Genomic DNA, 23,805 nt, shown 5'->3' with positions numbered 1-23,805 from the left:
TCTTTTGCCGCGATCGGGCAAGGGATCAGGCAAGGATCAAGGGGGCCGCAAAGCGCGGTTCCATGCGCCATGACGGTATCCCAGTGTCCGGCGCGCGCACATCATAAATCAAAGCGGCGCACGCGCGGCGGCCGGTAATGAAACGTTGCTGAGACACTGGCCGCACTCATCATCAGGCCGTTCGGACGAGGGCAGGCTGCAGGCTTGCGAAAGGTATAATTCGGCTCTTGTTTCAATTCCTTCGTGTCCATGCACGGCAGCCGTTCCGCCGTATGGGCGCGGTTCGCTGCCGCGCTTACGGGCGATGTCTATCCGGCGCCGGCGCCAGTCTTCGAGTAACCGCTAATGACCACCTCCGTCCGTACCCGCTTTGCACCAAGTCCTACCGGCTTCATTCACCTCGGCAACATCCGCTCCGCGCTGTATCCGTGGGCGTTCGCGCGCAAGATGAAAGGGATCTTCGTGCTGCGGATCGAGGACACCGATCTCGAGCGTTCCACGACTGAATCTGTCGACGCGATTCTTGAAGGCATGGAATGGCTCGGCCTCGATTTCGACGAGGGCCCGTTCTATCAGATGCAGCGCATGGACCGTTACCGCGAAGTGCTCAAAGAGATGCAGGACGCGGGGCTCGTGTACCCCTGCTACATGTCGACGGAAGAGCTCGACGCGCTGCGCGAGCGTCAGCGCGAAGCCGGCGAAAAGCCGCGCTATGACGGCACGTGGCGTCCGGAGCCGGGCAAGGTCCTGCCCGAGCCGCCGGCGGGCGTGCAGCCGGTGCTGCGCTTCCGTAATCCGCTCACCGGCATTGTGGCTTGGGACGACGCGGTGAAAGGGCGCATCGAAATCTCGAACGAGGAACTCGACGACCTCGTGATTGCGCGGCCGGACGGCACACCGACATACAACTTCTGCGTGGTGGTTGACGATCTGGACATGCACATCACGCACGTGATCCGCGGCGACGATCACGTCAATAACACGCCGCGGCAGATCAACATTCTGCGCGCGCTCGGCGGCGAGCCGCCCGTCTATGCGCACTTGCCGACCGTGCTCAACGAGCAGGGCGAGAAGATGAGCAAGCGTCATGGCGCAATGAGCGTGATGGGATATCGCGACGCCGGCTATTTGCCGGAAGCGGTGGTCAACTATCTCGCGCGCCTCGGCTGGTCGCATGGCGACGCGGAGATTTTCTCGCGCGAGCAGTTCGTCGAATGGTTCGACCTCGAGCATCTGGGCAAGTCACCGGCGCAGTACGACCACGACAAGCTGAACTGGCTGAACGCGCATTACATCAAGGAAGCGGATAATGCCCGCCTCGCCGGACTCGTGCGACCGTTCCTCGCGGAACTGCGTGTAGACGAGGACACCATCGCTCAAGGCGCGGATCTGACGGCGGTAGTGGGCCTGCTGAAGGATCGCGCGTCGACGGTCAAGGAGATCGCGGAGAACGCCGCAATGTTCTATCTCACGCCCGCGCCGGATGCCGAAGCATTGGCGCAGCATGTGACCGACGCGGTGCGTCCGGCGCTCGGCGATCTGGCTGCGGCACTGAAGACGGTCGAATGGAACAAGGAGGCGATCGCCGCCGCGCTCAAGGCAACGCTCGGTGCCCATAAGCTGAAGATGCCGCAACTGGCCATGCCTGTTCGTTTGCTGGTGGCGGGCACCACGCATACGCCGTCGATTGACACGGTGCTGATGCTATTCGGTCGCGAGGTCGTCGTCGGGCGCATTGAAAAAGCGCTGGGCTGAGCGCGTTCGCGCGTGCATTGAGATGGTTTGCATGTGACCTCGGAAAAAGTCGCATGCAACTGCTCAAAGGGTATTTACAAAGCGCAAATTGACCTCTAGAATCTCGTTTCTGTTCTGCAAGGGGGTATAGCTCAGCTGGGAGAGCGCTTGCATGGCATGCAAGAGGTCAGCGGTTCGATCCCGCTTACCTCCACCATCAGAACAGAGTGAAGTCGTTCCGAAGTGTGGAACTTGTAGCAAAAAAGACTTCCCAAGCAGCGGTAGCGTAGTTAAAATAGCGGTCTTCGCAGTTGATGAAACAAATAACTAGCAAGTCAGCATCAGCTAGTTAATTTGACTCAGCGGTGAATCAAAGACATGTCTGAAAAGATTATGTCCCCTTCGTCTAGAGGCCTAGGACATCACCCTTTCACGGTGAGTACAGGGGTTCGAATCCCCTAGGGGACGCCAAACATCAGCGTCGCTTTAGTGGTCGGGTTGCTACCCGATCAGCAGTAAAGCAGCGCAGCTTGCAGAGAAATAACCGACGCTCGCAAGCCAGGGTGTAAAGACTGGAGTGGTAGTTCAGTCGGTTAGAATACCGGCCTGTCACGCCGGGGGTCGCGGGTTCGAGTCCCGTCCACTCCGCCAGACAAAGCCCGTTCATACACATTTGAACGGGCTTTTTCATTAAAGGTGTAAGCAGTACGTTGTCCCCTTCGTCTAGAGGCCTAGGACATCACCCTTTCACGGTGAGTACAGGGGTTCGAATCCCCTAGGGGACGCCAAAACATCGGTGTCGTTCGGTTAGAAGTTGAACGGTGCAGTGGTGAGCGAGCAGAGCTTGCTTGCCAGGTGTAAAAATCTGGAGCGGTAGTTCAGTTGGTTAGAATACCGGCCTGTCACGCCGGGGGTCGCGGGTTCGAGTCCCGTCCGCTCCGCCAGATTTGAAAAAGCCCACTTCGAAAGAAGTGGGCTTTTTTTATTTCCGCTGACCATCCCGCCCGGATATGCTCGGGACAAACAGCCATTGCCAGCGCGCGCGGCCTGTTTTACCGTTGATCCGACTTCTCTTCGTCGCACCGCCATGTTCGATCCAACCGAAGCTCCGTTACCGTTCCATCTGCGCAAGGCCAGCATGGACGATTTCGAGTTCGCCGAGGCGCTGACTCATAGCAACATGGGCGGCTACTATCAGCGGCACCATCTCGTCTGGCGTGGCGATCTGTTTCTCGGCAGTTGGCGCGAGTCGGAAAATTTCATTCTCGAAATGGACGGCAAGCCGATTGGCGTATTGCGTATCACGCAGGAAGGCGATTCGCTGCATATCCGCGACGTGCAGATTGCCGAAGGATATAGGCGGCTCGGCGCCGGCACTTATCTGCTCGATGTCTCTCATCAATGGGCGCGCGAGCGCGGGTTGCGCGAGCTGCAATTGCGCGTGTTCGTCGACAACCCCGCTGCACGGCTCTATCAGCGCAAGGGATATAAGCTGACCGGGCCCCGTCTTGCGCAACTCGGTGCGATCCGTCATCTGGCGCGGCGAGTCTGAGCCGCGCGCCCGGCGACCAGGCTCAGCGTTCAGCCGTCGGCGTTGCTCGCTGCGTCCGCCCGATGCTGCGCGGCCTGTTCGCCGGCATTCTCGTCCAGGTCCGCATCGTCGCGGCTTTCACCATTTTCCAGACGATGTTCCGAGCCGCGCTCAATAAACGCGCGCGGGCTTTCGCCAAACGCGCGCCGAAACATCGCGGAGAATGCGCTCTGGCTTTGATAGCCCAGCTCCTGGGCAACATGCGACAGCGGCCGCCCCTGGCTCAGCAGCGGAATCGCACGTGCGAGAATCGCCTGTTGCCGCCATTGCGAAAAGCTCACGCCGAGTTCCTGACGAAACAGCCGCGCGATCGTGCGCGTGCTCGCGCCCACGCTCGCCGCCCATTGTTCGAGCGATTCACCGTGGGTCGGGTCCGCGATCACGGCTTCGCATAGTGCGCGCAGGCGCTTTTCGTTGGGCATCGGCACCGACAGAGGTAGCGGTTCGGAACGTGTCAGTTCGTCGAGCGCGAGCGCGCCGAGCAATTGCTCGCGCGCGGCCGGGATACCGGGCGTATCGAGCGCGGCAATCACTTCGCGCAGCAGATTGGAGACTTCGACCACGCGCGGCGTATCGAGGCCCGCGGGCACCGTGCTTTCGCTGATGTAAAGCGTGCGCAGAAACGCGTCTTCGACAGCGACGACTTCATGGGTGACGTGCGGCGGTACCCAGATTGCACGCGAGGGTGGCACCATCCACGTCGTGCCGGTTGTCGCCACCCGCAGTACGCCGCGCGACGCATACGCGACCTGCGCCCACGCGTGCGTATGACGCGCGAAGTGTGAACCCATCGGCATTGGCCGCGAGCGCACGCGAATCGGATGCGTGTCGTTCGGCTGGAACTCTGGCGGAGTGTCGGTCAAGCTGACGAAGCTCGACCGGTCTGGGCCGGCGGGCGAAGTCATGGCGAAGGTCGATCCACGGAACGTAAATCTACGGTATGAACCCGCTGATCACAGACGGGTTCTCATTGTAGAGCTTGCGTGCTTTCCGACGTTGCATAATGTCCCGACCGACAGACCACAAACTCAAGGAGCGCAAACGACGATGCAAACCGTCTTTGTCTACGGCACGCTGCGAGCGGGCGAAGTGAACGACATCCGCGAAGCCGCGGCGCGCAATGAGATCGCCGAGCCGAACCTGCTGGGCACGGCCACGGTTCGCGGCCATCTGTTCGACTTCGGCGCGTATCCGGGCCTCGTTGCCGACGAACAGGGCGTGGACGTGATAGGCGATGTCTATGAAATCGACGATGAACTCGTCGCCGTGCTCGATGAAATCGAAGCGGTGTTTCCCGGCGTCGAAGGTCGTTTTCTGGCCCGCGAAGTGATGGTGAAAGTAGACGACAACGTCGTGAATTGCCGCTTCTATCCGGTTACGCCTCATGCGGCGAAGGGGCTGCCCGAAATCAAATCCGGCGATTGGGTCCAGTACCGCACCACGCGCTGATGCCGGAATAAAAAAACGGCCCGCCAGGCGTACACCTGTCGGGCCGTAGCGCCGGTCAATCTTCCGGCGCGGTCGTCGTTGCGACTCGAGCGTCCGCGCTTAAATTTCTTCGTAGAGCGGCAGCGTCAGAAACTCGGTGAACTGCTCGGAGGTCGACATCTCTCCGAAGATTTGCGCCGCGCGTTCGTACGGTTTCGTGTCGCCGCCCACCGCCTGCTTCACCTTGTCGAGTTCCTGCACGGCGAGCTCGCGCACGAGTTCGGCCGTTACCTTGCGGCCATCGTCGAGTTTGCCCTTCGGCGAGCGAATCCACTGCCACACTTGCGAGCGCGAGATTTCGGCCGTGGCCGCATCTTCCATCAGGTTGTGGATCGGCACGCAGCCGTTGCCCGCGAGCCATGAACCCAGGTAGTGAATGCCGACATTGATGTTGTTGCGCAGGCCGCCCTCCGTAATCGGCGCTTCCGGACGGAAGTCCATCAGGTCCGTGGCGGTGACAAGCACGTCGTCGCGTTGCTTGCCGATCTGGTTCGGCTTGTCGCCGAGCACCTTGACGAATTCTTCCATCGCAATCGGCACGAGCCCCGGATGCGCGACCCAGCCGCCGTCGTAGCCGTCGCCGGCATCGCGCGCCTTGTCCGAGCGCACGCCGGCCATTGCCTTGTCGTTTGCCGCCGGATCGTTCTTGATCGGAATCAGCGCGCTCATTCCGCCGATGGCCGGCGCGTTGCGGCGATGGCAAGTCTTCAGCAGCAACAGCGCATACGCGCGCATGAACGGCGAGGTCATCGTGATCTGCGAGCGGTCCGCGAGACAGAAGTCGCGGTCGGACTTGAACTTCTTGATCGCCGAGAAGATGTAGTCCCAACGGCCGGCGTTCAGGCCCGAACTGTGTTCCCGCAACTCGTACAAAATCTCGTCCATTTCGAACGCGGCGAGAATGGTTTCGATCAGCACCGTCGCGCGGATCGTGCCGCGCGGCACGCCGACTGCTTCCTGCGCGGCGACGAAGATGTCGTTCCACAGACGCGCTTCCAGATGGCCTTCCATCTTCGGCAGATAGAAGTAGGGGCCCGAGCCGCGCGCGACGAGTTCCTTCGCGTTGTGCACCATGAACAGCGCAAAGTCGAAGATGCCGCCCGACACGCGCTTGCCGTCCACCTTCACGTGCTTTTCGTCCAGATGCCAGCCGCGCGGACGCACGATCAGTGTGGCGACCTTGTCGTTCAGCTTATAGCTCTTGCCGTTCTGTTCAAGGGAGATCGTGCGGCGCACCGCGTCCTTCAGATTGATATGGCCGGTGATCTGGTTGTCCCAGCTCGGCGCATTCGAATCCTCGAAGTCGGTCATGTATGAATCCGCGCCCGAGTTCAGCGCGTTGATGATCATCTTGCGCTCGACCGGCCCGGTGATCTCGACGCGGCGGCATTGCAGATCGTGCGGCAGCGGCGCGATGGTCCAGTCGCCTTCGCGCACGCTTTTCGTCCCGGCGAGGAAGTCGGGGCGCTCGCCGGCATCGAGCCGCTTCGTCCGCTCCGCGCGCAGCTGCAACAACTGCTGACGGCGCGGCTCGAAAGTACGATGCAGTTCGGCGACGAGTTCGAGCGCGTCGCGCGTGAGGATCGCTTCGTAACCCGGCTTGATCTCAGCGGTAATTTCCATGCCCTGCGGCAGCGACAATGATGACAGCGGATTCGCCATGTTTTTTCCTTGGTCGGTCAGATTGCAAAGATGCAAAGTTGAGATGCGGTTGTAGTCGGTTGAGTTGAGTGGTGAGTTGGGAATGCAGTCGTCACGCGCCAGGGCTGTGGGGCGTGCGGCTTGCTGCGGCGCCGGCGCGTCCAGCGCGCCCGGCAGTTGAAAGCGTCTTCAGGAAAGCCAGTAGATCGCTCATGCCCGCGCCCGTGCCATGCGGCGTGACGCCCAGTTCTTCGAGCGGCGCGTTTTGCCGGTTGAGCCAGAACGTGGTGAAGCCGAACCACGTCGCGCCGGCCACGTCCCAGCCATTCGATGACACGAAGACGATCTCGCGCGGCTGCGCGTCGAAGGCTTGCGTGCCAAGCGCATAGGCGGCCGGCGCGGGCTTATAGGCGCGCACGGCGTCGACAGAAAGCACATGGTCGAAAAGGCCGCTCATGCCCGCGCTCTTCACGGCGACATCGAGCATTTGCGGATTGCCGTTCGAGAGAATCGCGAGACCGGGCGGGGAGCCGCCTGAGGTGCCCGCCGATGCGGATGCCGCGCTTGCGGGCCTGGATGCAGATTTGGACGCCGGCCTGGACGCAGACACGGACGCCGCATCGCGCAACTGATGCAGTGCAGGCACCGCATCGGGAAACGCGGACAGGCACGCGTATTCGTCCATCAGGCGCTTTTCAGCCGTGCGGCCGAGCGTAAGTTGAAGCTTTTTTGCCGAGAAGCGCAGTGCGTCGAGCGTGATGTCCCAGAACGGACGGTAATGTGCGGCGCCGCCGGCATCGGCCAGCGTGCGCAATTGCGTGTACTCGATCTGCTTCTGACGCCACAACTGCGACAGCGCGTCGCCGCGTCCGGGGAAAATCTGCTCCGCGGCCGCGATCACCGCGTGCACGTCGAAAAGCGTGCCGTAGGCGTCGAAAATCACTGCTTTTGGAGAGAGTGTCGTTGTGGCCGACATCGCCGTGCGCTCCTGTCAGAGGTCGGGACGGATTGTATTAGCACTGCCGTGCAATTAAAAAGAGGCCAAAGATCACTTGATCTTTTACTTTCACCCACCTAATCTGACGCGCACCGGCCACTTTGCCGCGCCAGCGGCGCCTCCGTCCATGGACCGTTTCAAGCAGATCGAGACTTTCGCCACCGTCGCGGCCAAAGGCAGCCTGTCCGCTGCGGCGCTTGCCGAAGGCGTTGCGCCGGCGATCATCGGCCGCCGTATCGACGCGCTCGAAGAGCGCCTCGGCGTCAAATTGCTGGTGCGCACCACGCGCAAGCTCACGCTGACCTTCGAAGGCTCGGCCTTCCTCGAAGACTGCCAGCGCATCATTCACGACATGCAGAACGCGGAGGCGAGCGTGTCGGCGGGCGGCGTGAAGGCGAGCGGCCATCTGCGGCTGTCCGCACCGGCGGGTTTCGGACGCAGGCACGTCGCGCCGCTGGTGCCTGCTTTCACGGTGGCGCATCCGGACGTCTCTATCACGCTCGATCTGTCCGACCGGCTCGTCGACCTGGTCAACGAAGGTTTCGATTGCGCGGTGCGGCTCGGCGAATTGCCCGATTCGTCGCTCGTGTCGCTCAAGCTCGGCGAAAACCGGCGTGTGTGCGTGGCCTCGCCGTCTTATCTGAGCCGGCGCGGCGCTCCGCATAGCCTCGCGGACCTCGCGCATCACAACTGTCTCGCGCTTGGCGCGAGTGCCAATCAGCAGCGCGGCTGGATGTTCCAGCAAGGCGACAAGGTTGTGTCGATCAAAGTCTCCGGCACGATGGAATGCTCGGACGGCGCGGTGCTGCACGAGTGGTGCCTCGAAGGCCACGGCCTCGCATGGCGCTCGTGGTGGGAGGTGGGCGCGGACATCGCGGCGGGGCGCCTCGTGAGCGTGCTCGACGAGTTTGCCGCGCCGCCCATCGGCATTCACGCAGTGTTTCCGCAGCGCCGTCATCTGCCGCTGCGAGTGCGACTTTTTCTGGATTTTCTCAAGCATACGTATGGCCTTCCCGACTACTGGGGCTGACGTCGCGCAACGGGTTTTCCATATTCGGACAGACCCTCAATAGCGGTTTGGGGCCGGCTTCCGCGACCTACAATCGATTTTGAGGCTACGGATACGGAGGGCACAATGTTCAAGCACATTCTCGTTCCGACCGATGGTTCAGACCTCTCGCGCAAGGCGATCGCCGGCGCCATCGATCTCGCCCAGGCCGTCGGCGCGCGCATCACCGCCTATGCGTGCCTGCCGCAATATCCGTACGCACCGTTCTCCGACATCGTGGTCGAACCGCCGTCCGAGTTTCTCGAGCGCAGCGAGCGCGAAGCTCGCGAACACCTGCGCGAAGTCGAGTTAGCCGCGAGCCGTGTGGGTGTTGTCGTCGACAGCCGCACCAGCGTTCATCCGGCGCCGTATCTGGGCATCATCGAAGCGGCGGAGCGCGGCCCTTGCGACGTGATCTTCATGGCTTCGCATGGGCGGCGCGGTCTCGGCAGCCTGCTGATCGGCAGCGAAACGCAGCGGGTCCTCACGCATACGAAAATTCCGGTGCTCGTGTATCGCTGACTCCGACGGACGCTCGAATTCGCGGCCGTGCCGTCATCGGCGGCCAAAAAAACACGCCGGCGATCAGGCCGGCGCGTCGTCTGTTCGCCGCACAATGGTTTGTGCTGACTTTCTGCGCTGCGCACGTTTCTCCATGGCTCCCGCCATCGGCGCTGCACGCTGATGCACCGATGGCGAGGCTCCTCCCTGTTGATGGCGGCTTCCCGGCGAAACCGCTTCGCCGTTCTTCCGCCGCCTCGCCTTTCATTTTTGCGATCGGGCCGCGAGCCCGTTACGCGACTTTCTTGTCGAAGAACTGTTCGTCTTCCGTCGAACCGTGCAGAGCGGTCGTCGATGCGTCGCGTTCGACAGTTTGCGTCACCGCGTCGAAGTAGCCGGTGCCGACTTCGCGCTGATGCTTGACGGCGGTGAAGCCCTTTTCGGCGGCGGCGAATTCGGCCTGCTGCATTTCGACGAACGCCGTCATCTGATTGCGGGCGTAGCCGTGTGCGAGGTTGAACATCGAGTAGTTCAGCGCATGGAAGCCGGCCAGCGTGATGAACTGGAACTTGTAGCCCATCGCGCCGAGCTCGCGCTGGAACTTGGCGATGGTGGCGTCGTCCAGGTTCTTCTTCCAGTTGAACGACGGCGAGCAGTTGTACGACAGCAGTTGATCCGGGAACTCCTTGTGGATCGCGTCGGCGAATTTCTTCGCGAACTCGAGGTCCGGCTTGCCCGTTTCGCACCAGATCATGTCGGCGTATGGCGCGTAGGCGAGGCCACGCGAAATCGCCTGTTCGAGACCCGGCTTCGTGCGGTAGAAACCTTCCACCGTGCGCTCGCCAGTCAGGAACGGCTTGTCGTTTTCGTCGACGTCCGATGTGATCAGGTCCGCGGCTTCCGCGTCCGTGCGAGCGAGCAGCACAGTCGGCACGCCCGAGACGTCGGCGGCGAGACGCGCGGCGGTCAGCTTGGCGATGTTTTCGCGAGTCGGCACCAGAACCTTGCCGCCCATGTGGCCGCACTTCTTCACCGAGGCGAGCTGATCTTCGAAGTGCACGCCCGCGGCGCCGGCTTCGATCATTGCCTTCATCAGTTCAAATGCGTTCAGCACGCCGCCGAAACCGGCTTCAGCGTCCGCGACGATCGGCGCGAAGTAGTCGATATAACCTTCGTCGCCCGGATTCTTGCCTTCCGACCATTGGATCTGATCGGCGCGCGTCAGCGTGTTGTTGATACGCTTGACGACGAGGGGCACCGAGTTCGCCGGATACAGCGACTGGTCTGGGTACATTTCGCCGGCCACGTTGGCATCGCCCGCGACCTGCCAGCCCGACAGATAGATGGCCTTCAGACCCGCCTTGACCTGCTGCATCGCCTGGTTGCCGGTCAGCGCGCCGAGGGAATTGACGAACGGCTCGGTGTTCACGCTATGCCAGAGCTTTTCTGCGCCGCGTTTCGCGAGCGTGTGTTCGACGGGCACGGAGCCGCGCAGACGGATCACGTCGTTCGCGGTGTAGGTGCGCTTGACGCCTTTCCAGCGCGGATCGGTTTCCCATTGCTGGTGAAGTTGGCGGGCTTGTTCTTCGCGCGTCGTCATGGTGTGCTCCTTGGTTGCCTGAAAATGAACGGTGGACTCTGTCTTCGTCGAAGCGGTCACGCTGAAAGGCGTTTCGTTTCGTGAAGTCTTATATAAGAGTCTAGGCAAATCCATAAACGCGCAATAGGCGCTCGCCCACGTTTTTTTAATAATTATTTTGATTAAAAATCAATCGGTTATGCTGTGTGTTTCACATTGAGAAATTACTTTTTCCCTGTTGCAATCGTGCGAGTTGTGCTCTGCAACATCATTTTTTACGACGCAAAAAATTTTTGCACATCGTGAAATTTAGGCGGCGATGGCTCGCAGGCGAAAAAAAACCGGTGCCTGAGCACCGGTTCTCATTTCGACCCGTGGACGGCAGGAGCCGTCCGGGTCTTTTCCAACTCTTCCGACCAACTATCAGGCTGCTTCTTCCGAGGCCAGGCGATGGCTGACATGCAAAAGCATGCAGGCCGGTCGCTGGCTGTGAAAAGCTATTGTCCTATAGCCTTAGCTGACCTTAGCTGACCTTAGCTGCCGCGACGCGCCGTACGCGGACCGTCGCTACGGCGTGCGCCGTAGCCGCCGTCACGCGAGCCGCCGTAGCCTTCGCGCGAACCGCCGCCGAAGCCGCCATCACGCGAACCGCCGCCAGCCGACTTGCCGGCCCAGCCGCCGCCATTGCCGCTGCGCGCGCCGCCGCCGTTACCGTTACCGGCCGGCTTGGCCGAGCCGCTACCGAAGCGGCGGCCACCGCCATTGCCGCCGCCCGGACGGCCGCGGCCGCCAAAGCCAGGACGGCCGTTGCCCGACGGGGCCGACTTGCGCGGCTCGAAGCCTGCGACGACGTTGACCGGCAGCGGAGTGCGCACGAAACGCTCGATGCGCTTCAGCGCGCCTTGTTCAGCGTGATGCACGAGGCTCACCGCGATACCCGAGCGGCCGGCGCGGCCGGTACGGCCGATACGGTGCACGTAGTCTTCAGCGAACTTCGGCAGGTCATAGTTGAACACGTGCGTGATGCCCGGAATGTCGATACCGCGAGCGGCGACGTCTGTTGCGACCAGCACGCGCACGCGGCGCTCGCGCAGCGCGCGGATCGTGCGGTTACGCGCGCCTTGCGGCAGGTCGCCATGCAGCGCGGCCGATTCAAAACCGGCGTCGGCCAGACGGCCTGCGAGCTGGTCGGCGTCCATCTTGGTTGCCGTGAACACGATAGCCTGGTCGAGGCCGGAGTCACGCAGCAGATGATCGAGCAGACGGTCCTTGTGATCGCGGTCGTCGACGTAGTGGACGGTTTGCGCGATGTTGGTACGTTGTTCCATGCGCTGAACGATCTCGATACGCTCCGGATCTTTCAGCAGGCGGCCGGTCAGCGAGCCGATCTTGCCGTCGAGCGTGGCCGAGAACAGCATCGTCTGGCGCGTAGCCGGCGTAGCGGCAACGATCGTTTCGATGTCTTCGATGAAGCCCATGTCGAGCATGCGGTCCGCTTCGTCGAGCACGAGGATCTGCAGTTGCGACAGGTCAATGCGACCGCGCTCCAGGTGGTCGATCAGACGGCCCGGCGTGGCGACCAGGATTTCAGGGTTCTTTGCCAGCAGCATCAATTGCTGGCCGTAAGCGACGCCGCCCAGAATGCTGACGGTGCGCAGGCGCTTCAAATGCTTGCCGTACGTGGCGGCGGCGGTGGTGACCTGCATGGCCAGTTCGCGGGTCGGCGTCAGAACCAGCATGGTCGGACGGGCAACCGGTTGCGGGCGGCGCGTGCGGGCGCCGTCTGCCGGACGCGCTTCACGCGGCTGGCTGGCTTGCGCCTTTTGCAGTTGCGAGAAACGCTCGATGGCGGGCAGCATGAACGCGGCGGTCTTGCCCGAACCCGTGGGGCTCGACACCATCAGATCGCGGCCGGCGATGCCAGCGGGGATCGCGCGTTGCTGAACCGGCGTCGGGTTCTGGTAACCAGCGGCGGTCAGCGCGGAGACGACATCCGCGGACAGACCGAGCGACGCGAACGTCGGGCCGGTCGGCGCTGCGGTTTCAGCGGCGACGGCTTCCGGAGCGGCAGCAACGGCTGCGGCTTGTGCGGGTGCGTCGGCGAGACCGAGTGCCTGGTCGGCGATGGCGTTCAACGGGCTGCTGGGGGTATTGCTCGAAGTCATGAGAATCCTTGGTACACAGGGAATTAAAACGTCGGCGCCAATCGGCATACCCAAGTCGTCGGATTCAGCGAGCAAAGAAGCAGCGAGCAAATCGAAAAACGGGGGCAGCTCGCAACAATGAAGGCGAGCTTTTCGTTAGAAGCTGTATCGGATGCGACACGCCAATATGGCTTGCCGCCAGCCTGGGACATGATCGCCCGTAGGGGGCTAGGCAGGAGGGGACAGGTTCTAAACTGGATTGGAGCTAAACGCTACGAGGCGCTGCGCCGCAAAGGCCGCTTACGAAAGCCGGGCAAAGCAGTGAAGCGCAGGCAGCATTGTATAGGTATTTGTTGCACTGCGCCACTCTTAGGACATTTCTTAGCGCAATATTTGCACTGCGCGGGCGGGAAGCCGTCCGGCCAAAGCGTGCGAGGGCCCGCGGTCCGTCAGGCGGATGCGCCGCTTTTCAGCGATTCAACCAGTTCCACGTATTGCTGTTTCGCGGCGTCCTGCGCGGTGCCCATAAGCGCAGCCCAGGCGTCGTACTTGTATTTGCCGACGATGTCGGTGAAGCCCGGCTTGTCGCCGTGCACGTCGCCTTCGCTCGCCTGCTTGAAGAGGGCGTAGAGGCGCAGCAGCGTGAGATTGCCTGGACGCTCTGGCAGTTGCTTGACGTCTTCCTGGGCTTGGGTGAATTGCGTATCGAGGTCCGTCATCGTCATGGCTCTCCGGCGGGATGGGTTAAGTGGCCGACGATCATAACAACTGCACGCCGTCGCGTGGCCGAGAGCTTATTCCAAACGCATGCTGCCGGCCCGGACGAAAGTCAGGCTAAACCCGGCCCAAACCAGGCTCTGACCGATCCAGGCCCAAGCCCAGATACAACCCGCCAAGCCCACGCAATGCCAAACGACCAAACCGCATCCGCGCGCGCGGCGCCGATTACAATACCGTCCATGACTCAAACCGTGCTTCTTGCCCTCGATACCTCCACCGAATTCTGCTCGGTAGCGCTCCTGTCCGCCGCTGCCGACAAGGCGGGCCATGCGCGCGCCGAACCGCGCACGTGGCTTCGTCACGAGCAAACGGGCGCCGTGTCCAGCACGCGGTTGCTGCCCGCGATCCGCGAACTTTTCGACGAAGCCGGCCTCACGCTGGCCGACTGCAACGCCATCGCGTTCGGTTCCGGGCCAGGGTCGTTCACCGGCCTTCGGACCGCGACCGGCGTTGCTCAAGGCCTGGCGTTCGGCCTCGCTTTGCCGGTCGTGCCGGTCAGCACCTTGCTGGTTTGCGCGGAAAGCGCCCGCCGGCGAGATGTGTCGGCCACGCGCGTGCTGGCCGCGCTCGACGCCCGCATGGACGAAATCTATTGGGCCGATTACGCGTGGGACCATGTTCAGGGCGAGTGGCGCACCGTTCAGGCCGCCTCGCTCGATACGCCTGAGCGGCTGGTCTTGCCAGACGAGCCGTTCACGCTGGCCGGCAACGCCGCCGCGGCCTTCGGCGCGCGGCTGCCGGCGGTGGCCGCCGCGCGAACCGTCGATTGCGAAGCGCTGCCGCACGCGTTGCCGCTTGCGTACGCCGCGTTGCGCGCGTTCCGCGCCGGCCGCACGGTGCCCGCCGATCAGGCGGCCCCCGAGTACGTCCGCAACAAGGTCGCGCAGACCACGGCCGAGCGCAGCGCCGAAAAGGCCGAAAAGGCCGGGAAGGCCGCGAAGGACGTGCAGGCCGCGACGCTCGCGCATGACGCGCAGCCTGGCGAGGGCCGGCAATGAGCGGCGTGCTGCTGGCGGACCGCTACATATCGCCGATGACCGAAGGCGATCTGGACGAAGTGGCTGCCATCGAAAAGCTCGCCTATGAATTTCCGTGGAGCCGGGGCAATTTCGGCGACTCGCTGCGCAACGGCTATTTCGGCATTTGCCTGCGGCACGTCACCGGCACGCTGATTGGTTATTGCGTGCTGATGCCGGTTGTCGATGAAATGCATTTGCTGAATCTGTGCGTGACGCCCGCGGCACAAGGCGCGGGCGCCGGGCTTGCGTTGCTGCGCGAAGCCGTGCGCATGACGCACGCCGAGAAGCTCGATGGCCTGCTGCTCGAAGTGCGGCCGTCGAACCATCGCGCAATCCGGCTCTACGAGCGTTTCGGCTTTACGTCGATTGGCCGGCGCAAAAATTATTACCCGGCGCGGCATCGCAGCCGGGAGGACGCCATCGTGATGCGTTTATCGTTTGCCAAGGAGGGCGCAGATGGCGCTGCATGAATCGGTATGGGAAGAGTTTGGACTCGCACCGCGCTGGGAGCGTCGCGGGATGGCGGCGGTGCAGGAATCGGTTAGCGAGGCTGGCGCTGAGCTGGGCGCGGATGCACAACACACGCAGAGCGCGAGCGACGTCGCGCGGGCGGAGGCCCGGGAGCATTCTTCGGCCGGCTTAACCGCGCAAACTCCGCCGAGGCCTGCAATGCGCGCGGGCGAGCCGACGCAGCAAGCCGATGACATCGAGCGCGAGCAAACGGAAATGGAAGACCGTGCGCCCGCTCGCGAAAGTCAGGCGCCTCGATTGGCAGGACCGCGCGATCGCTTCCAGAATCAAGAGCCACCCGAAAGCGCTGGCGATTCAGCGCGCTTCGTCCAGCACAGGGGACAGGGCGAGGCTCGTGCGCGGGCCGCGCCACAAGCGGCGCAGCAGCGCGTGCAGCCGGCCGCCGGTAGTCGCGATCCAAACGCCGCGCAGCCGCCGCGCGCGCCCGAGCCATCCTGTTTTGATGCCCCGCCCGACGACGACTTCGCGTGGTTCGACGATCTGCCGCTTCATCCACCGGGGGACGCGAGTGCGCCTGGGCACGCGCGCCGCGAAATACCCGAGCCGCCCGCAATCCACATGCTCGACTGGGACGCGTTGAGCGAGCGCGTCGCGACCTGCGAGCGCTGCCGCCTGTGCGAGAAACGCACGAAAACGGTATTCGGCGTAGGCGATCGGAACGCCGACTGGATGCTGATCGGGGAAGCGCCCGGCGAGAACGAAGATCGCGTAGGCGAACCGTTTGTCGGCCAGGCCGGCAAGCTGCTCGACAACATGCTGCGTTCGCTGACGCTCGCGCGTGACGCCAACGTGTACATCGCGAACGTCATCAAGTGCAGGCCCCCTGGCAATCGCAATCCCGAGCCGGACGAAGTCGCGCGTTGCGAACCTTATCTGCAACGCCAGGTGGCGCTGGTCAAGCCGAAACTGATCGTTGCGCTCGGCCGTTTCGCCGCGCAAAGCCTGCTGAAGACGGACGCGAGCATTTCGTCGCTGCGCGGCCGCGTCCACGAATACGAAGGCGTGCCAGTGATCGTCACCTATCACCCGGCGTATCTGCTGCGCAGCCTGCCCGACAAGGCGAAGGCCTGGGCCGATCTGTGCCTCGCGCGCGATACGTGGCACACGGCCGGCGGCGCGCCGTCGAACGTGGCGAAGCCGTGACGGTGGATGGACCGGGGCTGCGTCACGGCGATGCGCCGCGCGCCGAGGTCGCCATCCTTTGCACATTGCTCGATACGCTAGGCGACTCCGCGGTGCGTGATCTCGCCTGGCTGCTGCTGAGCGCGGATCTGTTGCGTCCGCAACGGCCGGTAGGCGAACTGGCCACGCCGTTCGAAACGCCGCGGCAACTCGACGAGACCGTCGACTGGCTGCGCGCGCTCGATGCCGCGCCCGCCCAGTTGCATCACGATCTCGCGGCGACGCGCATCACGCGTCTTGGCCGATACGCCGAACGGCTGCTCGGCTGGTTCCTGCAACAGGGTCCAGCGGCGCGGCTCGTCGCGGCCGGCGTGCCGTTGCGGCGCGCGGGCGTGACGCTCGGCGAATGCGATTTTCTGGTGCGCACTCGAGAGAACGCACAGCTTCACTGGGAACTGGCGGTGAAGTGCTATCTGCATGCCGGCGAAGAAGCCGCACAACAAGCTTCGCAGTCCGACGAGCGTTTATCGATGCGCTTCTCGACGCAGTTATCAGCGCCGTTGTCGCACTACGTCGGCCCGAATCTGAAAGACCGCTTCGACCTCAAGCTCGCTCATCTGCTCAATCATCAATTGCCGCTCAGCGCGCGCGAAGATTTTGCGTCGGTCGGCTATCCGGGTCCGTGGACGCCGCAAATGTTCGTCAAAGGCTGGTTGTTTTACCGGCATGGCGGGAGGTCGCGCGATCCCGCCGAGCTAAATCCCGCGCATGGCCGCGGCTGGTGGGTCACGCGAGGCGACTGGCTGGACTTTGCGTCAACGCATGCGCGGCATTGGCGCATATTGCCGCGGCTCGAATGGCTTGCGCCGCGGCGCTATCGGCACGATCAACGCGAGGCGGCGAATGCGGTTTTCGTCGATGCGCAAACGCTTGCTGTTGAAACCTCGCTTCAGCCCGGCCCGACGATGGTCGCCGCATTCGCCGAAGATAGCGCGGGCAATCTGCTCGAACGCTCACGCGGCTTCATCGTCCCCGACGACTGGCCCGAGCGGGCCAGAGCCTACGCGCGGCAGTAGGTCGGTGGCGCTACCACCACTGATAGAAATGATGCACCGGCCCGACGCCGCTGCCGACGTCGAGGCGATCGCTCGCTTGCAATGCGCCGGTCAGATACTGCTTGGCATCTGCGACCGCGCTCGCGAGATCATCGCGTTGGGGGATCAGCGCGGCAATCGCCGACGACAGCGTGCAGCCCGTTCCATGCGTGTTCTTCACCGGCACGCGCGGGCCGCCCAGACGCAGCGCGCCGCTTTCCTGTACCAGCCAGTCGGGGCTATCCGCGGCGCTCAGATGACCGCCTTTCATCAGCACCGCGCGGGCGCCAAGCGCGCGTAGCGCTTCGCCTTGCTCGACCATGCCGGCTTCGTCGGCAGCGGGTTGCACACCGCCGAGCAGCGCGGCGGCTTCTGGCAAATTGGGCGTCAGCAGGTCGGCGAGCGGCAGCAGTTCGTCACGCATCGCGGCGACCGCATCTGGAAGCAGCAGCGCATGGTTGCTCTTCGAGATCATCACCGTATCGAGGACGATGTGCTTCGGCTTGTACCGGCGCAACGCGTCGGCGACCGCATGCACGATGAACGCGTTGGCGAGCATGCCGATCTTCACGGCATCGATGCGAATGTCGTCGAACACTGCGTCGAGCTGCGCGGTGACGAAGCCCGCGTCCGGCGCGTGAATCGCGGTGACGCCGCGGGTGTTCTGCGCGGTCAGCGCGGTAATCACGCTCGCGCCATAAGCGCCGAGAGCCGAGAAAGTCTTCAGGTCGGCCTGAATGCCGGCGCCGCCGCCGGAATCGGAGCCGGCGATCGTCAGCACATTGGGAACGGGTTGAGCCATGGCAAAGCGGGAAAGGGTAGAAGGCGCGGTGACGGCGGAAGGCGCGAACACGCTCGCGCGTGTCAGTGCTTGACCTCGCCGATCAGCGCGACCGAATCGAACGCGCGCTGGTTCGCCTGATGACGCCGCATCACGAGCCACATCATCAGGCAGACGAAGGTGCCGAACAGCACGATCACCGCCGTGACCGGCACGTCGAGCCAGACGAGCACCGCGTACAGGCACAGCATGATGAGCACCGAGAGATTCTCGTTGAAGTTCTGCACGGCGATCGAATGACCGGCTGACAGCAGAACGTGGCCGCGATGCTGGAGCAGCGCATTCATCGGTACGACGAAGAAGCCTGACAGGCCGCCGACGATCATGAGGAAAATATAAGCGACGATCAGGTAACCAGGCACGTGCATGCGGCCGAAGTACAGCCCCCAATACGCGGGGAACAGGTGGCGCGTGTAGAACGCCATCAGCATCACGGCAAAGCCCATCATGATGCCGACCGGCAGCACAGAGAGCGACTTTTTCAGCGGCACGCGCGAAGCGGCATAGATCGCGCCGCCCGCCACGCCGACGGCTACTACCGCCTGCAGGATCGCCGCTTCGGAGAGCGACATGCCGAGCGACACTTCCGCCCACTTCAGCACGATGAATTGCAGTGTCGCGCCTGCGCCCCAGAACAGTGTGGTGACGGCAAGCGAAATCTGCCCGAGCTTGTCGCGCCACAGCACGACGAAACAGTCGGCGAAATCCGTGACGAGTTTGATCGGCCCGCGTTCCTGTTTCGGATAGCGCGCGCCGGTGTCGGGAATGCGCAGATTGAACAGCGCCGCGACCACGTAGATCACCATGATCACCAGCATCGCCGCTTCAGCAGGCGTGTTGACCGTGGGAATATGATGCCGCAGGATCGGCGCGGCAATATGCGGACTGATCAGCGCACCGCCGAGCACGGTGCCGAGAATGATCGAGCCGACCGTCGTGCCTTCGATCCAGCCGTTCGCGGCAACGAGCCGGTCAGGCGGCAGCAGTTCAGTGAGAATGCCGTATTTGGCCGGCGAATAAGCAGCGGCGCCGAAACCCACAATGCCATATGCAAGGAGTGGATGCGCGCCGACCAGCATCGTGATGCAGCCCACTACCTTGATCGTGTTGGTGATGAACATCACGCGTCCTTTCGGACGGGAATCGGCGAAGGCGCCCACGAAAGCGGCAAGAACGACGTACGACAGCACAAAGAACAGCTTGAGCAGCGGCGTCATCCAGTTGGGGGCATGTAGATCTTTCAGCAGTGCGATAGCGGCGATCAGAAGCGCATTGTCGGCCAGCGACGAAAAAAACTGCGCGGCCATGATGGTGTAAAAACCTTTTTTCATCTGATGCGATGCTGTCCTCGCTGCGGTCTGTCCGCCCCGGCCGTTTGTTATGCGTCCGGGCTTATGCCGTTCGAAATGGGTTGTGCGCACGGCTTTATATCATGAAAATAGCTGCATCCAGACTAGCAGAATCCTTGATCGCACCGCCCAGCGGCTGCCGAGCGTTGAAAACGCCCTGTAAGCTGCTGATTCGCAAGCGTCTTTACGAAAATACTCCATGCCGCGCCCCCTCTCAGCCACGATTCACACCTCCGCACTCGCCAATAACCTCGCCGTCGCGCGCCGCTACGCGCCCAAATCGAAGATCTGGGCAGTCGTCAAGGCCAATGCCTACGGACACGGCCTCGCGCGCGCCTTTCCAGGTTTGCGGGCAACCGACGGCTTTGGATTGCTGGACCTCGAGGAAGCCGTGAAGTTGCGTGAATTGGGATGGGCCGGCCCGATTCTTTTGCTCGAAGGTTTTTTTCGTCCGACGGATATCGACGTCATCGACCGCTATAGCCTGACCACCGCGCTGCACTCGGACGAGCAGTTGCGCATGCTCGAAATGGCGCGGCTGTCCAAGCCCATGAACATCCAGTTGAAGATGAACAGCGGCATGAACCGGCTCGGTTACACGCCAGAGAAATTCCGCGCAGCCTGGGAGCGCGCGCGTGCGTGCCAGGGCGTCGGCCAGATTACCTTGATGACCCATTTCTCCGACGCCGACAGCGAGCGCGGCGTGGCTCACCAGCTCGAAGCGTTCGAGCGCGGCGCGCAGGGCATTGCCGGCACGCGCAGCCTCGCCAATTCGGCGGCGACGCTGTGGCATCCCGAATCGCATTTCGACTGGGTGCGTCCAGGCATCATTCTGTATGGCGCGTCGCCGTCGGGCGTGTCCGCCGCGATCGAAGGCACCGGTCTGCAGCCGGCCATGACGTTCGCGTCCGAACTGATCGCCGTGCAAACCATCGCGGAAGGCCAGACGGTCGGCTATGGGTCGCTCTTCAAGGCGCGCGGACCGATGCGCATTGGCGTGGTGGCGTGCGGCTACGCGGACGGTTATCCGCGAATCGCGCCGGAAGGCACGCCGGTGATCGTCGACGGCGTGCGCACGCGGGTCGTGGGACGTGTTTCGATGGACATGCTGACAGTCGACCTGACGCCAATTCCCACCGCGAACGTCGGCTCGCGCGTCGAATTGTGGGGCACATCGCTGCCCATCGACGACGTCGCGCAGGCTTGCGGCACCATCGGCTACGAGCTGATGTGCGCGGTCGCGCCGCGCGTGCCGGTGCGCGCCGAATAACAGCGCGGCGCGCTGCTTCATCGAGCGGCGCGGTCGAGGCAAGAACAACAACAGCAATCAGGCAAGAACGCGTGGCAAAAGCAAAAACGTTGTACGTATGCAGTGAATGCGGCGGTCAATCGCCGAAATGGGCGGGGCAGTGCCCATCCTGTCAGGCCTGGAACACGCTCGTCGAATCGGTCGCCGAAACGCCTTCCACGCATCGTTTCCAGTCGCTCGCGAAGAGCGCGCCGGTGCGGCGTCTCGCCGATATCGACGCGTCCGACGTGCCGCGCTTTTCCACCGGCGTCGGCGAATTCGACCGTGTGCTCGGCGGCGGTCTGGTGCCGGGCGGCGTGGTGCTGATAGGCGGCGATCCGGGCATCGGCAAGTCGACGCTGCTGCTGCAATCGCTCGCCGAAATCGCCGCCGAAAAGCGCGCGCTCTATATCAGCGGCGAAGAATCGGCCGCGCAGATTGCGTTGCGCGCGCAACGTTTGTCGCTGCTCGAGCCCGGCTCGAAAGCGAGCGAACTGCAATTGCTCGCCGAAATCCAGCTCGAAAAAATTCAGGCGACGATCGCCGAGCAGCGGCCCGACGTCGCGGTCATCGACTCGATCCAGACCGTCTATTCCGACGCGCTCACGTCCGCGCCGGGTTCGGTCGCGCAGGTCCGCGAGTGCGCAGCGCAATTGACACGCATCGCGAAGCAGTCGGGCACCACGATCATCATGGTCGGCCACGTGACCAAGGAAGGTGCGCTGGCGGGGCCGCGCGTGCTGGAGCACATCGTCGATACGGTGTTGTACTTCGAGGGCGACACGCATTCGTCGTTCCGCCTCGTGCGCGCGATCAAGAACCGCTTCGGCGCGGTCAACGAACTCGGCGTCTTCGCGATGACCGAGCGCGGTTTGCGCGGCGTCGCGAATCCGTCGGCGCTGTTTCTGTCGCAGCACGAGCAGTCGGTGCCGGGCTCGTGCGTGCTGGTCACGCAGGAAGGCACGCGGCCGCTGCTGGTCGAAGTCCAAGCGCTGGTGGATTCCGCCAACGCGCCGAATCCGCGGCGCCTCGCGGTCGGTCTCGAGCAGAACCGGCTGGCGATGCTGCTCGCGGTGCTCCATCGGCATGCCGGCATTGCCTGCTTCGATCAGGACGTGTTTCTGAACGCGGTGGGCGGTGTGAAGATCACCGAGCCGGCCGCGGATCTGGCCGTATTGCTCGCGATCCATTCGTCGATGCGTAATAAACCGTTGCCCAAGGGGCTCGTGGTATTCGGCGAAGTGGGCCTCGCCGGCGAGATCCGGCCGTCGCCGCGCGGACAGGAGCGCCTGAAGGAAGCCGCCAAGCTAGGCTTTTCGGTCGCGGTCATTCCGAAGGCCAATGCGCCCAAGCAACCAATAGAAGGCTTACAGGTCGTTGCCGTCGAGCGGATCGAACAGGCTATCGATCGGGTCCGCACGCTTGAGTAGACGGGCATTGCGCATTCGGTGGGCCACGCCTGCGCCGTAATGCGCCGTAAATATCTCCAGGTTGGCTGTAACCAACAAGCCCTTCCTTTTTCCTTAAGCTGCAAAGCTATTGCATCCCTTCTGATGCTTGAAAAAAGGATCGCGCCTTGAAACAGTCACATGAAACCGTAGCCGAGCGGCCGATACAGGTGCGCGGCTGCCGGGTCTCCGCGCCCATTCAGCAACCGTGGGGCGGCGCTTGCCGGATCGTCGAGTGGATCGACAGAACGGGGCAGATCTCGCGCCGCGTGGTGGCCGGCGACGCCACCGCGGCCGACGTGCGCGCCACGATCAATCGTCACGTGGAAGGCCGAAAGCATTTGCTCCACGACGACGAAAAGACGCCGCGTCAGACCTTGCCGCGGCAGACGGTGGCGAGGCGATGAAGCGTTGATGCGGGTAAGCGGCTCGAGCGTGTAAAGCGCGTTGACGCGCATTACACGTCAAGACCACGGTCGCTTTCATCTTCGCCCGAATCCGGCGCTGCATACGCTTGCGGATTGAACAGCGGATGCCGAGCGGCTTCGGCCGCCGTCAACACCGGCGACACACAGCAATCGAGCGGCTCGAGCAACGCAACCCATTCCTTAAGCGGACGCTTGCCGACCACGTCGGCAAGCTCCTGCATGAGCGCGGCGGCGTCCGGCCCGCCGATCGCCTGCCCGAGGCTCCAGTGGCGTGTGGCCCACTCAGGGCGGTCGAGCGCCATGCACAAGCTTTCCCAGAACTTCAGTTCCAGCGCGCCGACCGCGAGCCAGCGGCCGTCCAGCGTGCGATAAAGGTTGTAGCAGGGCACGCCGCCGTTCAGCAGACCCGCGCCCGCAGCGGGCGCTGTGCGTTCGTTGGCAAGCGCGACTTGCGCGACCACGTTGTGCGCATACGTGGCATGTGTCATTGAGACGTCGACGAAACGGCCTTCGCCGCCGCGCGCTACATGCCACAACGCGGCGAGTATCTGCGTGACTGCGCTCAACGCGCCGCCCAGCAGGTCGGCAATCTGGAAGTTCGGCACGATCGGCGTGCCGTCGAGGTTCGTGAGTTGATCCAGCACGCCCGCGTAGCCGATGTAGTTCAGATCGTGTCCGGCATGATCGGCGAACGGACCGGTTGCGCCGTAGCCGCTGATCGAGCAGTACACGAGCCGCGGATTGGCCGCACGTAGCGTCGCGTAGCCGACGCCGAGCCGATCCATCACGCCCGGCCGGAAACTCTCGATCAACACGTCCGCTTCGGTTGCGAGCGCGCGCAAAACATTGCGTCCCGCTTCCGACTTGAGGTCCAGACGCGTCTCACGCTTGCCGCGATTGACGAGCCGGTAAAACGCGCCCGGCCGTCCGGCCACGCGGTCGCTCGACGACTGCATCATCGTGCGGGTCGGGTCGCCCGCGCCGGGCGCTTCGATCTTCAGCACTTCCGCGCCGAGTTCCGCAAGCCGCAACGCGGCGACCGGGCCGGGCAACAGACGCGTGAGGTCGAGCACACGCAAGCCCTTTAGCGGAGGCGGTGCGGCCGCCGCCGCGGCCGCAAAAGACGACTCTCCAGATGAGATAGAAGATGAAGCCGAAGACGTCGCAGATGACAAAGCCAAC

The 23,805-nt window shown here is 63.3% G+C and carries 22 protein-coding genes and 5 tRNA genes; 17 read left to right on the top strand and 10 right to left on the bottom strand.

The window, feature by feature from the left end:
• Positions 1-101 precede the first annotated feature (101 nt).
• A complete protein-coding gene (locus C0Z16_RS37800) occupies positions 102-251 on the bottom strand; it encodes a hypothetical protein (RefSeq protein WP_158244502.1) in 150 nt (49 codons plus the stop codon).
• A 94-nt stretch (positions 252-345) separates the two neighbouring features.
• Here C0Z16_RS37800 and gltX point away from each other — a divergent pair, with 94 nt between their 5' ends.
• The 7 genes from gltX (at position 346) to C0Z16_RS20520 (ending at position 3,286) form a co-directional block, all read left to right on the top strand.
• Positions 346-1,755 (top strand): glutamate--tRNA ligase, encoded by a 1,410-nt coding sequence (gene gltX / locus C0Z16_RS20550; RefSeq protein WP_102633936.1) that lies wholly within the window; start codon positions 346-348, stop codon positions 1,753-1,755.
• Between the two features lie 120 nt (positions 1,756-1,875).
• Positions 1,876-1,951 (top strand) — tRNA-Ala (locus C0Z16_RS20545).
• A 178-nt stretch (positions 1,952-2,129) separates the two neighbouring features.
• A tRNA-Glu gene (locus tag C0Z16_RS20540) sits at positions 2,130-2,205 on the top strand.
• A 103-nt stretch (positions 2,206-2,308) separates the two neighbouring features.
• Positions 2,309-2,385 (top strand) — tRNA-Asp (locus C0Z16_RS20535).
• Positions 2,386-2,446: 61 nt separating this feature from the next.
• Positions 2,447-2,522, top strand: a tRNA-Glu gene (locus C0Z16_RS20530).
• Positions 2,523-2,601: 79 nt separating this feature from the next.
• Positions 2,602-2,678 (top strand) — tRNA-Asp (locus tag C0Z16_RS20525).
• Between the two features lie 143 nt (positions 2,679-2,821).
• Positions 2,822-3,286, top strand: coding sequence for a GNAT family N-acetyltransferase (locus tag C0Z16_RS20520; protein WP_102633935.1), 465 nt, complete (start codon positions 2,822-2,824; stop codon positions 3,284-3,286).
• 29 nt (positions 3,287-3,315) lie between these two features.
• Here C0Z16_RS20520 and C0Z16_RS20515 read toward each other — a convergent pair whose 3' ends face one another.
• A complete protein-coding gene (locus tag C0Z16_RS20515) occupies positions 3,316-4,230 on the bottom strand; it encodes an AraC family transcriptional regulator (protein ID WP_102633934.1) in 915 nt (304 codons plus the stop codon).
• Between the two features lie 142 nt (positions 4,231-4,372).
• On the opposite strand from C0Z16_RS20515, the gene C0Z16_RS20510 reads away from it, so the two are divergent.
• Complete coding sequence (locus tag C0Z16_RS20510; RefSeq protein ID WP_102633933.1) at positions 4,373-4,774, top strand: gamma-glutamylcyclotransferase family protein; 402 nt, start codon at positions 4,373-4,375, stop codon at positions 4,772-4,774.
• 99 nt (positions 4,775-4,873) lie between these two features.
• Here C0Z16_RS20510 and aceB read toward each other — a convergent pair whose 3' ends face one another.
• Both aceB and C0Z16_RS20500 read right to left on the bottom strand, forming a co-directional pair.
• On the bottom strand, positions 4,874-6,475 hold the full coding sequence (gene aceB / locus C0Z16_RS20505) for a malate synthase A (RefSeq protein WP_102633932.1): 1,602 nt from the start codon (positions 6,473-6,475) through the stop codon (positions 4,874-4,876).
• Between the two features lie 91 nt (positions 6,476-6,566).
• Positions 6,567-7,430 (bottom strand): (S)-2-haloacid dehalogenase, encoded by an 864-nt coding sequence (locus C0Z16_RS20500; protein WP_102633931.1) that lies wholly within the window; start codon positions 7,428-7,430, stop codon positions 6,567-6,569.
• A gap of 148 nt (positions 7,431-7,578) precedes the next feature.
• Here C0Z16_RS20500 and C0Z16_RS20495 point away from each other — a divergent pair, with 148 nt between their 5' ends.
• Both C0Z16_RS20495 and C0Z16_RS20490 read left to right on the top strand, forming a co-directional pair.
• Positions 7,579-8,481 (top strand): LysR family transcriptional regulator, encoded by a 903-nt coding sequence (locus C0Z16_RS20495; protein ID WP_102633930.1) that lies wholly within the window; start codon positions 7,579-7,581, stop codon positions 8,479-8,481.
• 105 nt (positions 8,482-8,586) lie between these two features.
• On the top strand, positions 8,587-9,021 hold the full coding sequence (locus C0Z16_RS20490; protein ID WP_102633929.1) for a universal stress protein: 435 nt from the start codon (positions 8,587-8,589) through the stop codon (positions 9,019-9,021).
• Between the two features lie 271 nt (positions 9,022-9,292).
• On the opposite strand, the gene aceA is transcribed toward C0Z16_RS20490, so the two are convergent.
• The 3 genes from aceA to C0Z16_RS20475 form a co-directional block, all read right to left on the bottom strand.
• Positions 9,293-10,600 carry an isocitrate lyase gene (gene aceA, locus C0Z16_RS20485; RefSeq protein ID WP_102633928.1) on the bottom strand — a complete coding sequence of 436 codons (1,308 nt, stop codon included), beginning with the start codon at positions 10,598-10,600 and terminating at the stop codon, positions 9,293-9,295.
• A 512-nt stretch (positions 10,601-11,112) separates the two neighbouring features.
• Positions 11,113-12,744, bottom strand: coding sequence for a DEAD/DEAH box helicase (locus C0Z16_RS20480; protein ID WP_102633927.1), 1,632 nt, complete (start codon positions 12,742-12,744; stop codon positions 11,113-11,115).
• A gap of 428 nt (positions 12,745-13,172) precedes the next feature.
• Positions 13,173-13,442: an acyl-CoA-binding protein gene (locus C0Z16_RS20475; protein ID WP_102633982.1), complete on the bottom strand. Its 270-nt coding sequence runs from the start codon at positions 13,440-13,442 to the stop codon at positions 13,173-13,175.
• 240 nt (positions 13,443-13,682) lie between these two features.
• Between C0Z16_RS20475 and tsaB the strand changes: the two genes are divergently transcribed.
• From tsaB to C0Z16_RS20455, 4 genes are read left to right on the top strand one after another with little or no spacing between them, the layout of a single operon-like run.
• Positions 13,683-14,501 (top strand): tRNA (adenosine(37)-N6)-threonylcarbamoyltransferase complex dimerization subunit type 1 TsaB, encoded by an 819-nt coding sequence (tsaB, locus tag C0Z16_RS20470; RefSeq protein ID WP_102633981.1) that lies wholly within the window; start codon positions 13,683-13,685, stop codon positions 14,499-14,501.
• A complete protein-coding gene (gene rimI / locus C0Z16_RS20465; RefSeq protein ID WP_102633926.1) occupies positions 14,498-14,992 on the top strand; it encodes a ribosomal protein S18-alanine N-acetyltransferase in 495 nt (164 codons plus the stop codon). The genes tsaB and rimI overlap by 4 nt, the downstream gene beginning before the upstream one ends.
• Positions 14,979-16,196 carry a uracil-DNA glycosylase family protein gene (locus C0Z16_RS20460; RefSeq protein WP_102633925.1) on the top strand — a complete coding sequence of 406 codons (1,218 nt, stop codon included), beginning with the start codon at positions 14,979-14,981 and terminating at the stop codon, positions 16,194-16,196. Before rimI ends, C0Z16_RS20460 begins: the two co-directional genes overlap by 14 nt.
• Entirely contained in the window at positions 16,193-17,251 is a 1,059-nt protein-coding gene (locus C0Z16_RS20455) for a DUF1853 family protein (protein WP_407070683.1), read from the top strand. The genes C0Z16_RS20460 and C0Z16_RS20455 overlap by 4 nt, the downstream gene beginning before the upstream one ends.
• A 10-nt stretch (positions 17,252-17,261) precedes the next feature.
• Here C0Z16_RS20455 and thiD read toward each other — a convergent pair whose 3' ends face one another.
• Positions 17,262-18,071 (bottom strand): bifunctional hydroxymethylpyrimidine kinase/phosphomethylpyrimidine kinase, encoded by an 810-nt coding sequence (thiD, locus tag C0Z16_RS20450; RefSeq protein ID WP_102633923.1) that lies wholly within the window; start codon positions 18,069-18,071, stop codon positions 17,262-17,264.
• Positions 18,072-18,133: 62 nt separating this feature from the next.
• Positions 18,134-19,441 carry a lysophospholipid transporter LplT gene (gene lplT, locus C0Z16_RS20445; protein WP_102633922.1) on the bottom strand — a complete coding sequence of 436 codons (1,308 nt, stop codon included), beginning with the start codon at positions 19,439-19,441 and terminating at the stop codon, positions 18,134-18,136.
• Positions 19,442-19,658: 217 nt separating this feature from the next.
• Between lplT and alr the strand changes: the two genes are divergently transcribed.
• The 3 genes from alr to C0Z16_RS20430 all read left to right on the top strand — a co-directional run bounded on the left by alr (position 19,659) and on the right by C0Z16_RS20430 (position 22,602).
• Positions 19,659-20,729, top strand: coding sequence for an alanine racemase (gene alr, locus C0Z16_RS20440; RefSeq protein ID WP_102633921.1), 1,071 nt, complete (start codon positions 19,659-19,661; stop codon positions 20,727-20,729).
• A 71-nt stretch (positions 20,730-20,800) separates the two neighbouring features.
• On the top strand, positions 20,801-22,177 hold the full coding sequence (gene radA, locus C0Z16_RS20435) for a DNA repair protein RadA (protein WP_102633920.1): 1,377 nt from the start codon (positions 20,801-20,803) through the stop codon (positions 22,175-22,177).
• 146 nt (positions 22,178-22,323) lie between these two features.
• Positions 22,324-22,602: a DUF2866 domain-containing protein gene (locus C0Z16_RS20430; protein WP_102633919.1), complete on the top strand. Its 279-nt coding sequence runs from the start codon at positions 22,324-22,326 to the stop codon at positions 22,600-22,602.
• A gap of 50 nt (positions 22,603-22,652) precedes the next feature.
• Here the strand turns inward: C0Z16_RS20430 and C0Z16_RS20425 are convergent, their stop codons facing one another.
• Positions 22,653-23,702, bottom strand: coding sequence for a CaiB/BaiF CoA transferase family protein (locus C0Z16_RS20425; RefSeq protein WP_407070682.1), 1,050 nt, complete (start codon positions 23,700-23,702; stop codon positions 22,653-22,655).
• Between the last annotated feature and the right edge of the window lie 103 nt (positions 23,703-23,805).

This window comes from Paraburkholderia rhynchosiae, from assembly GCF_002879865.1.
In the GTDB taxonomy this organism is placed as follows: domain Bacteria; phylum Pseudomonadota; class Gammaproteobacteria; order Burkholderiales; family Burkholderiaceae; genus Paraburkholderia; species Paraburkholderia rhynchosiae.
The sequence above is the reverse complement of the archived record's forward strand: the minus strand, read 5'-3'. Positions and strand labels throughout refer to the sequence as shown.

What these genes read in the sequence shown, in the direction of transcription:
- C0Z16_RS37800 (WP_158244502.1), bottom strand. Translation starts at nt 251, where the DNA reads ATGGACACGAAGGAATTGAAACAAGAGCCGAATTATACCTTTCGCAAG.
- gltX (WP_102633936.1), top strand. Translation starts at nt 346, where the DNA reads ATGACCACCTCCGTCCGTACCCGCTTTGCACCAAGTCCTACCGGCTTC.
- C0Z16_RS20520 (WP_102633935.1), top strand. Translation starts at nt 2,822, where the DNA reads ATGTTCGATCCAACCGAAGCTCCGTTACCGTTCCATCTGCGCAAGGCC.
- C0Z16_RS20515 (WP_102633934.1), bottom strand. Translation starts at nt 4,230, where the DNA reads ATGACTTCGCCCGCCGGCCCAGACCGGTCGAGCTTCGTCAGCTTGACC.
- C0Z16_RS20510 (WP_102633933.1), top strand. Translation starts at nt 4,373, where the DNA reads ATGCAAACCGTCTTTGTCTACGGCACGCTGCGAGCGGGCGAAGTGAAC.
- aceB (WP_102633932.1), bottom strand. Translation starts at nt 6,475, where the DNA reads ATGGCGAATCCGCTGTCATCATTGTCGCTGCCGCAGGGCATGGAAATT.
- C0Z16_RS20500 (WP_102633931.1), bottom strand. Translation starts at nt 7,430, where the DNA reads ATGTCGGCCACAACGACACTCTCTCCAAAAGCAGTGATTTTCGACGCC.
- C0Z16_RS20495 (WP_102633930.1), top strand. Translation starts at nt 7,579, where the DNA reads ATGGACCGTTTCAAGCAGATCGAGACTTTCGCCACCGTCGCGGCCAAA.
- C0Z16_RS20490 (WP_102633929.1), top strand. Translation starts at nt 8,587, where the DNA reads ATGTTCAAGCACATTCTCGTTCCGACCGATGGTTCAGACCTCTCGCGC.
- aceA (WP_102633928.1), bottom strand. Translation starts at nt 10,600, where the DNA reads ATGACGACGCGCGAAGAACAAGCCCGCCAACTTCACCAGCAATGGGAA.
- C0Z16_RS20480 (WP_102633927.1), bottom strand. Translation starts at nt 12,744, where the DNA reads ATGACTTCGAGCAATACCCCCAGCAGCCCGTTGAACGCCATCGCCGAC.
- C0Z16_RS20475 (WP_102633982.1), bottom strand. Translation starts at nt 13,442, where the DNA reads ATGACGGACCTCGATACGCAATTCACCCAAGCCCAGGAAGACGTCAAG.
- tsaB (WP_102633981.1), top strand. Translation starts at nt 13,683, where the DNA reads ATGACTCAAACCGTGCTTCTTGCCCTCGATACCTCCACCGAATTCTGC.
- rimI (WP_102633926.1), top strand. Translation starts at nt 14,498, where the DNA reads ATGAGCGGCGTGCTGCTGGCGGACCGCTACATATCGCCGATGACCGAA.
- C0Z16_RS20460 (WP_102633925.1), top strand. Translation starts at nt 14,979, where the DNA reads ATGGCGCTGCATGAATCGGTATGGGAAGAGTTTGGACTCGCACCGCGC.
- thiD (WP_102633923.1), bottom strand. Translation starts at nt 18,071, where the DNA reads ATGGCTCAACCCGTTCCCAATGTGCTGACGATCGCCGGCTCCGATTCC.
- lplT (WP_102633922.1), bottom strand. Translation starts at nt 19,441, where the DNA reads ATGAAAAAAGGTTTTTACACCATCATGGCCGCGCAGTTTTTTTCGTCG.
- alr (WP_102633921.1), top strand. Translation starts at nt 19,659, where the DNA reads ATGCCGCGCCCCCTCTCAGCCACGATTCACACCTCCGCACTCGCCAAT.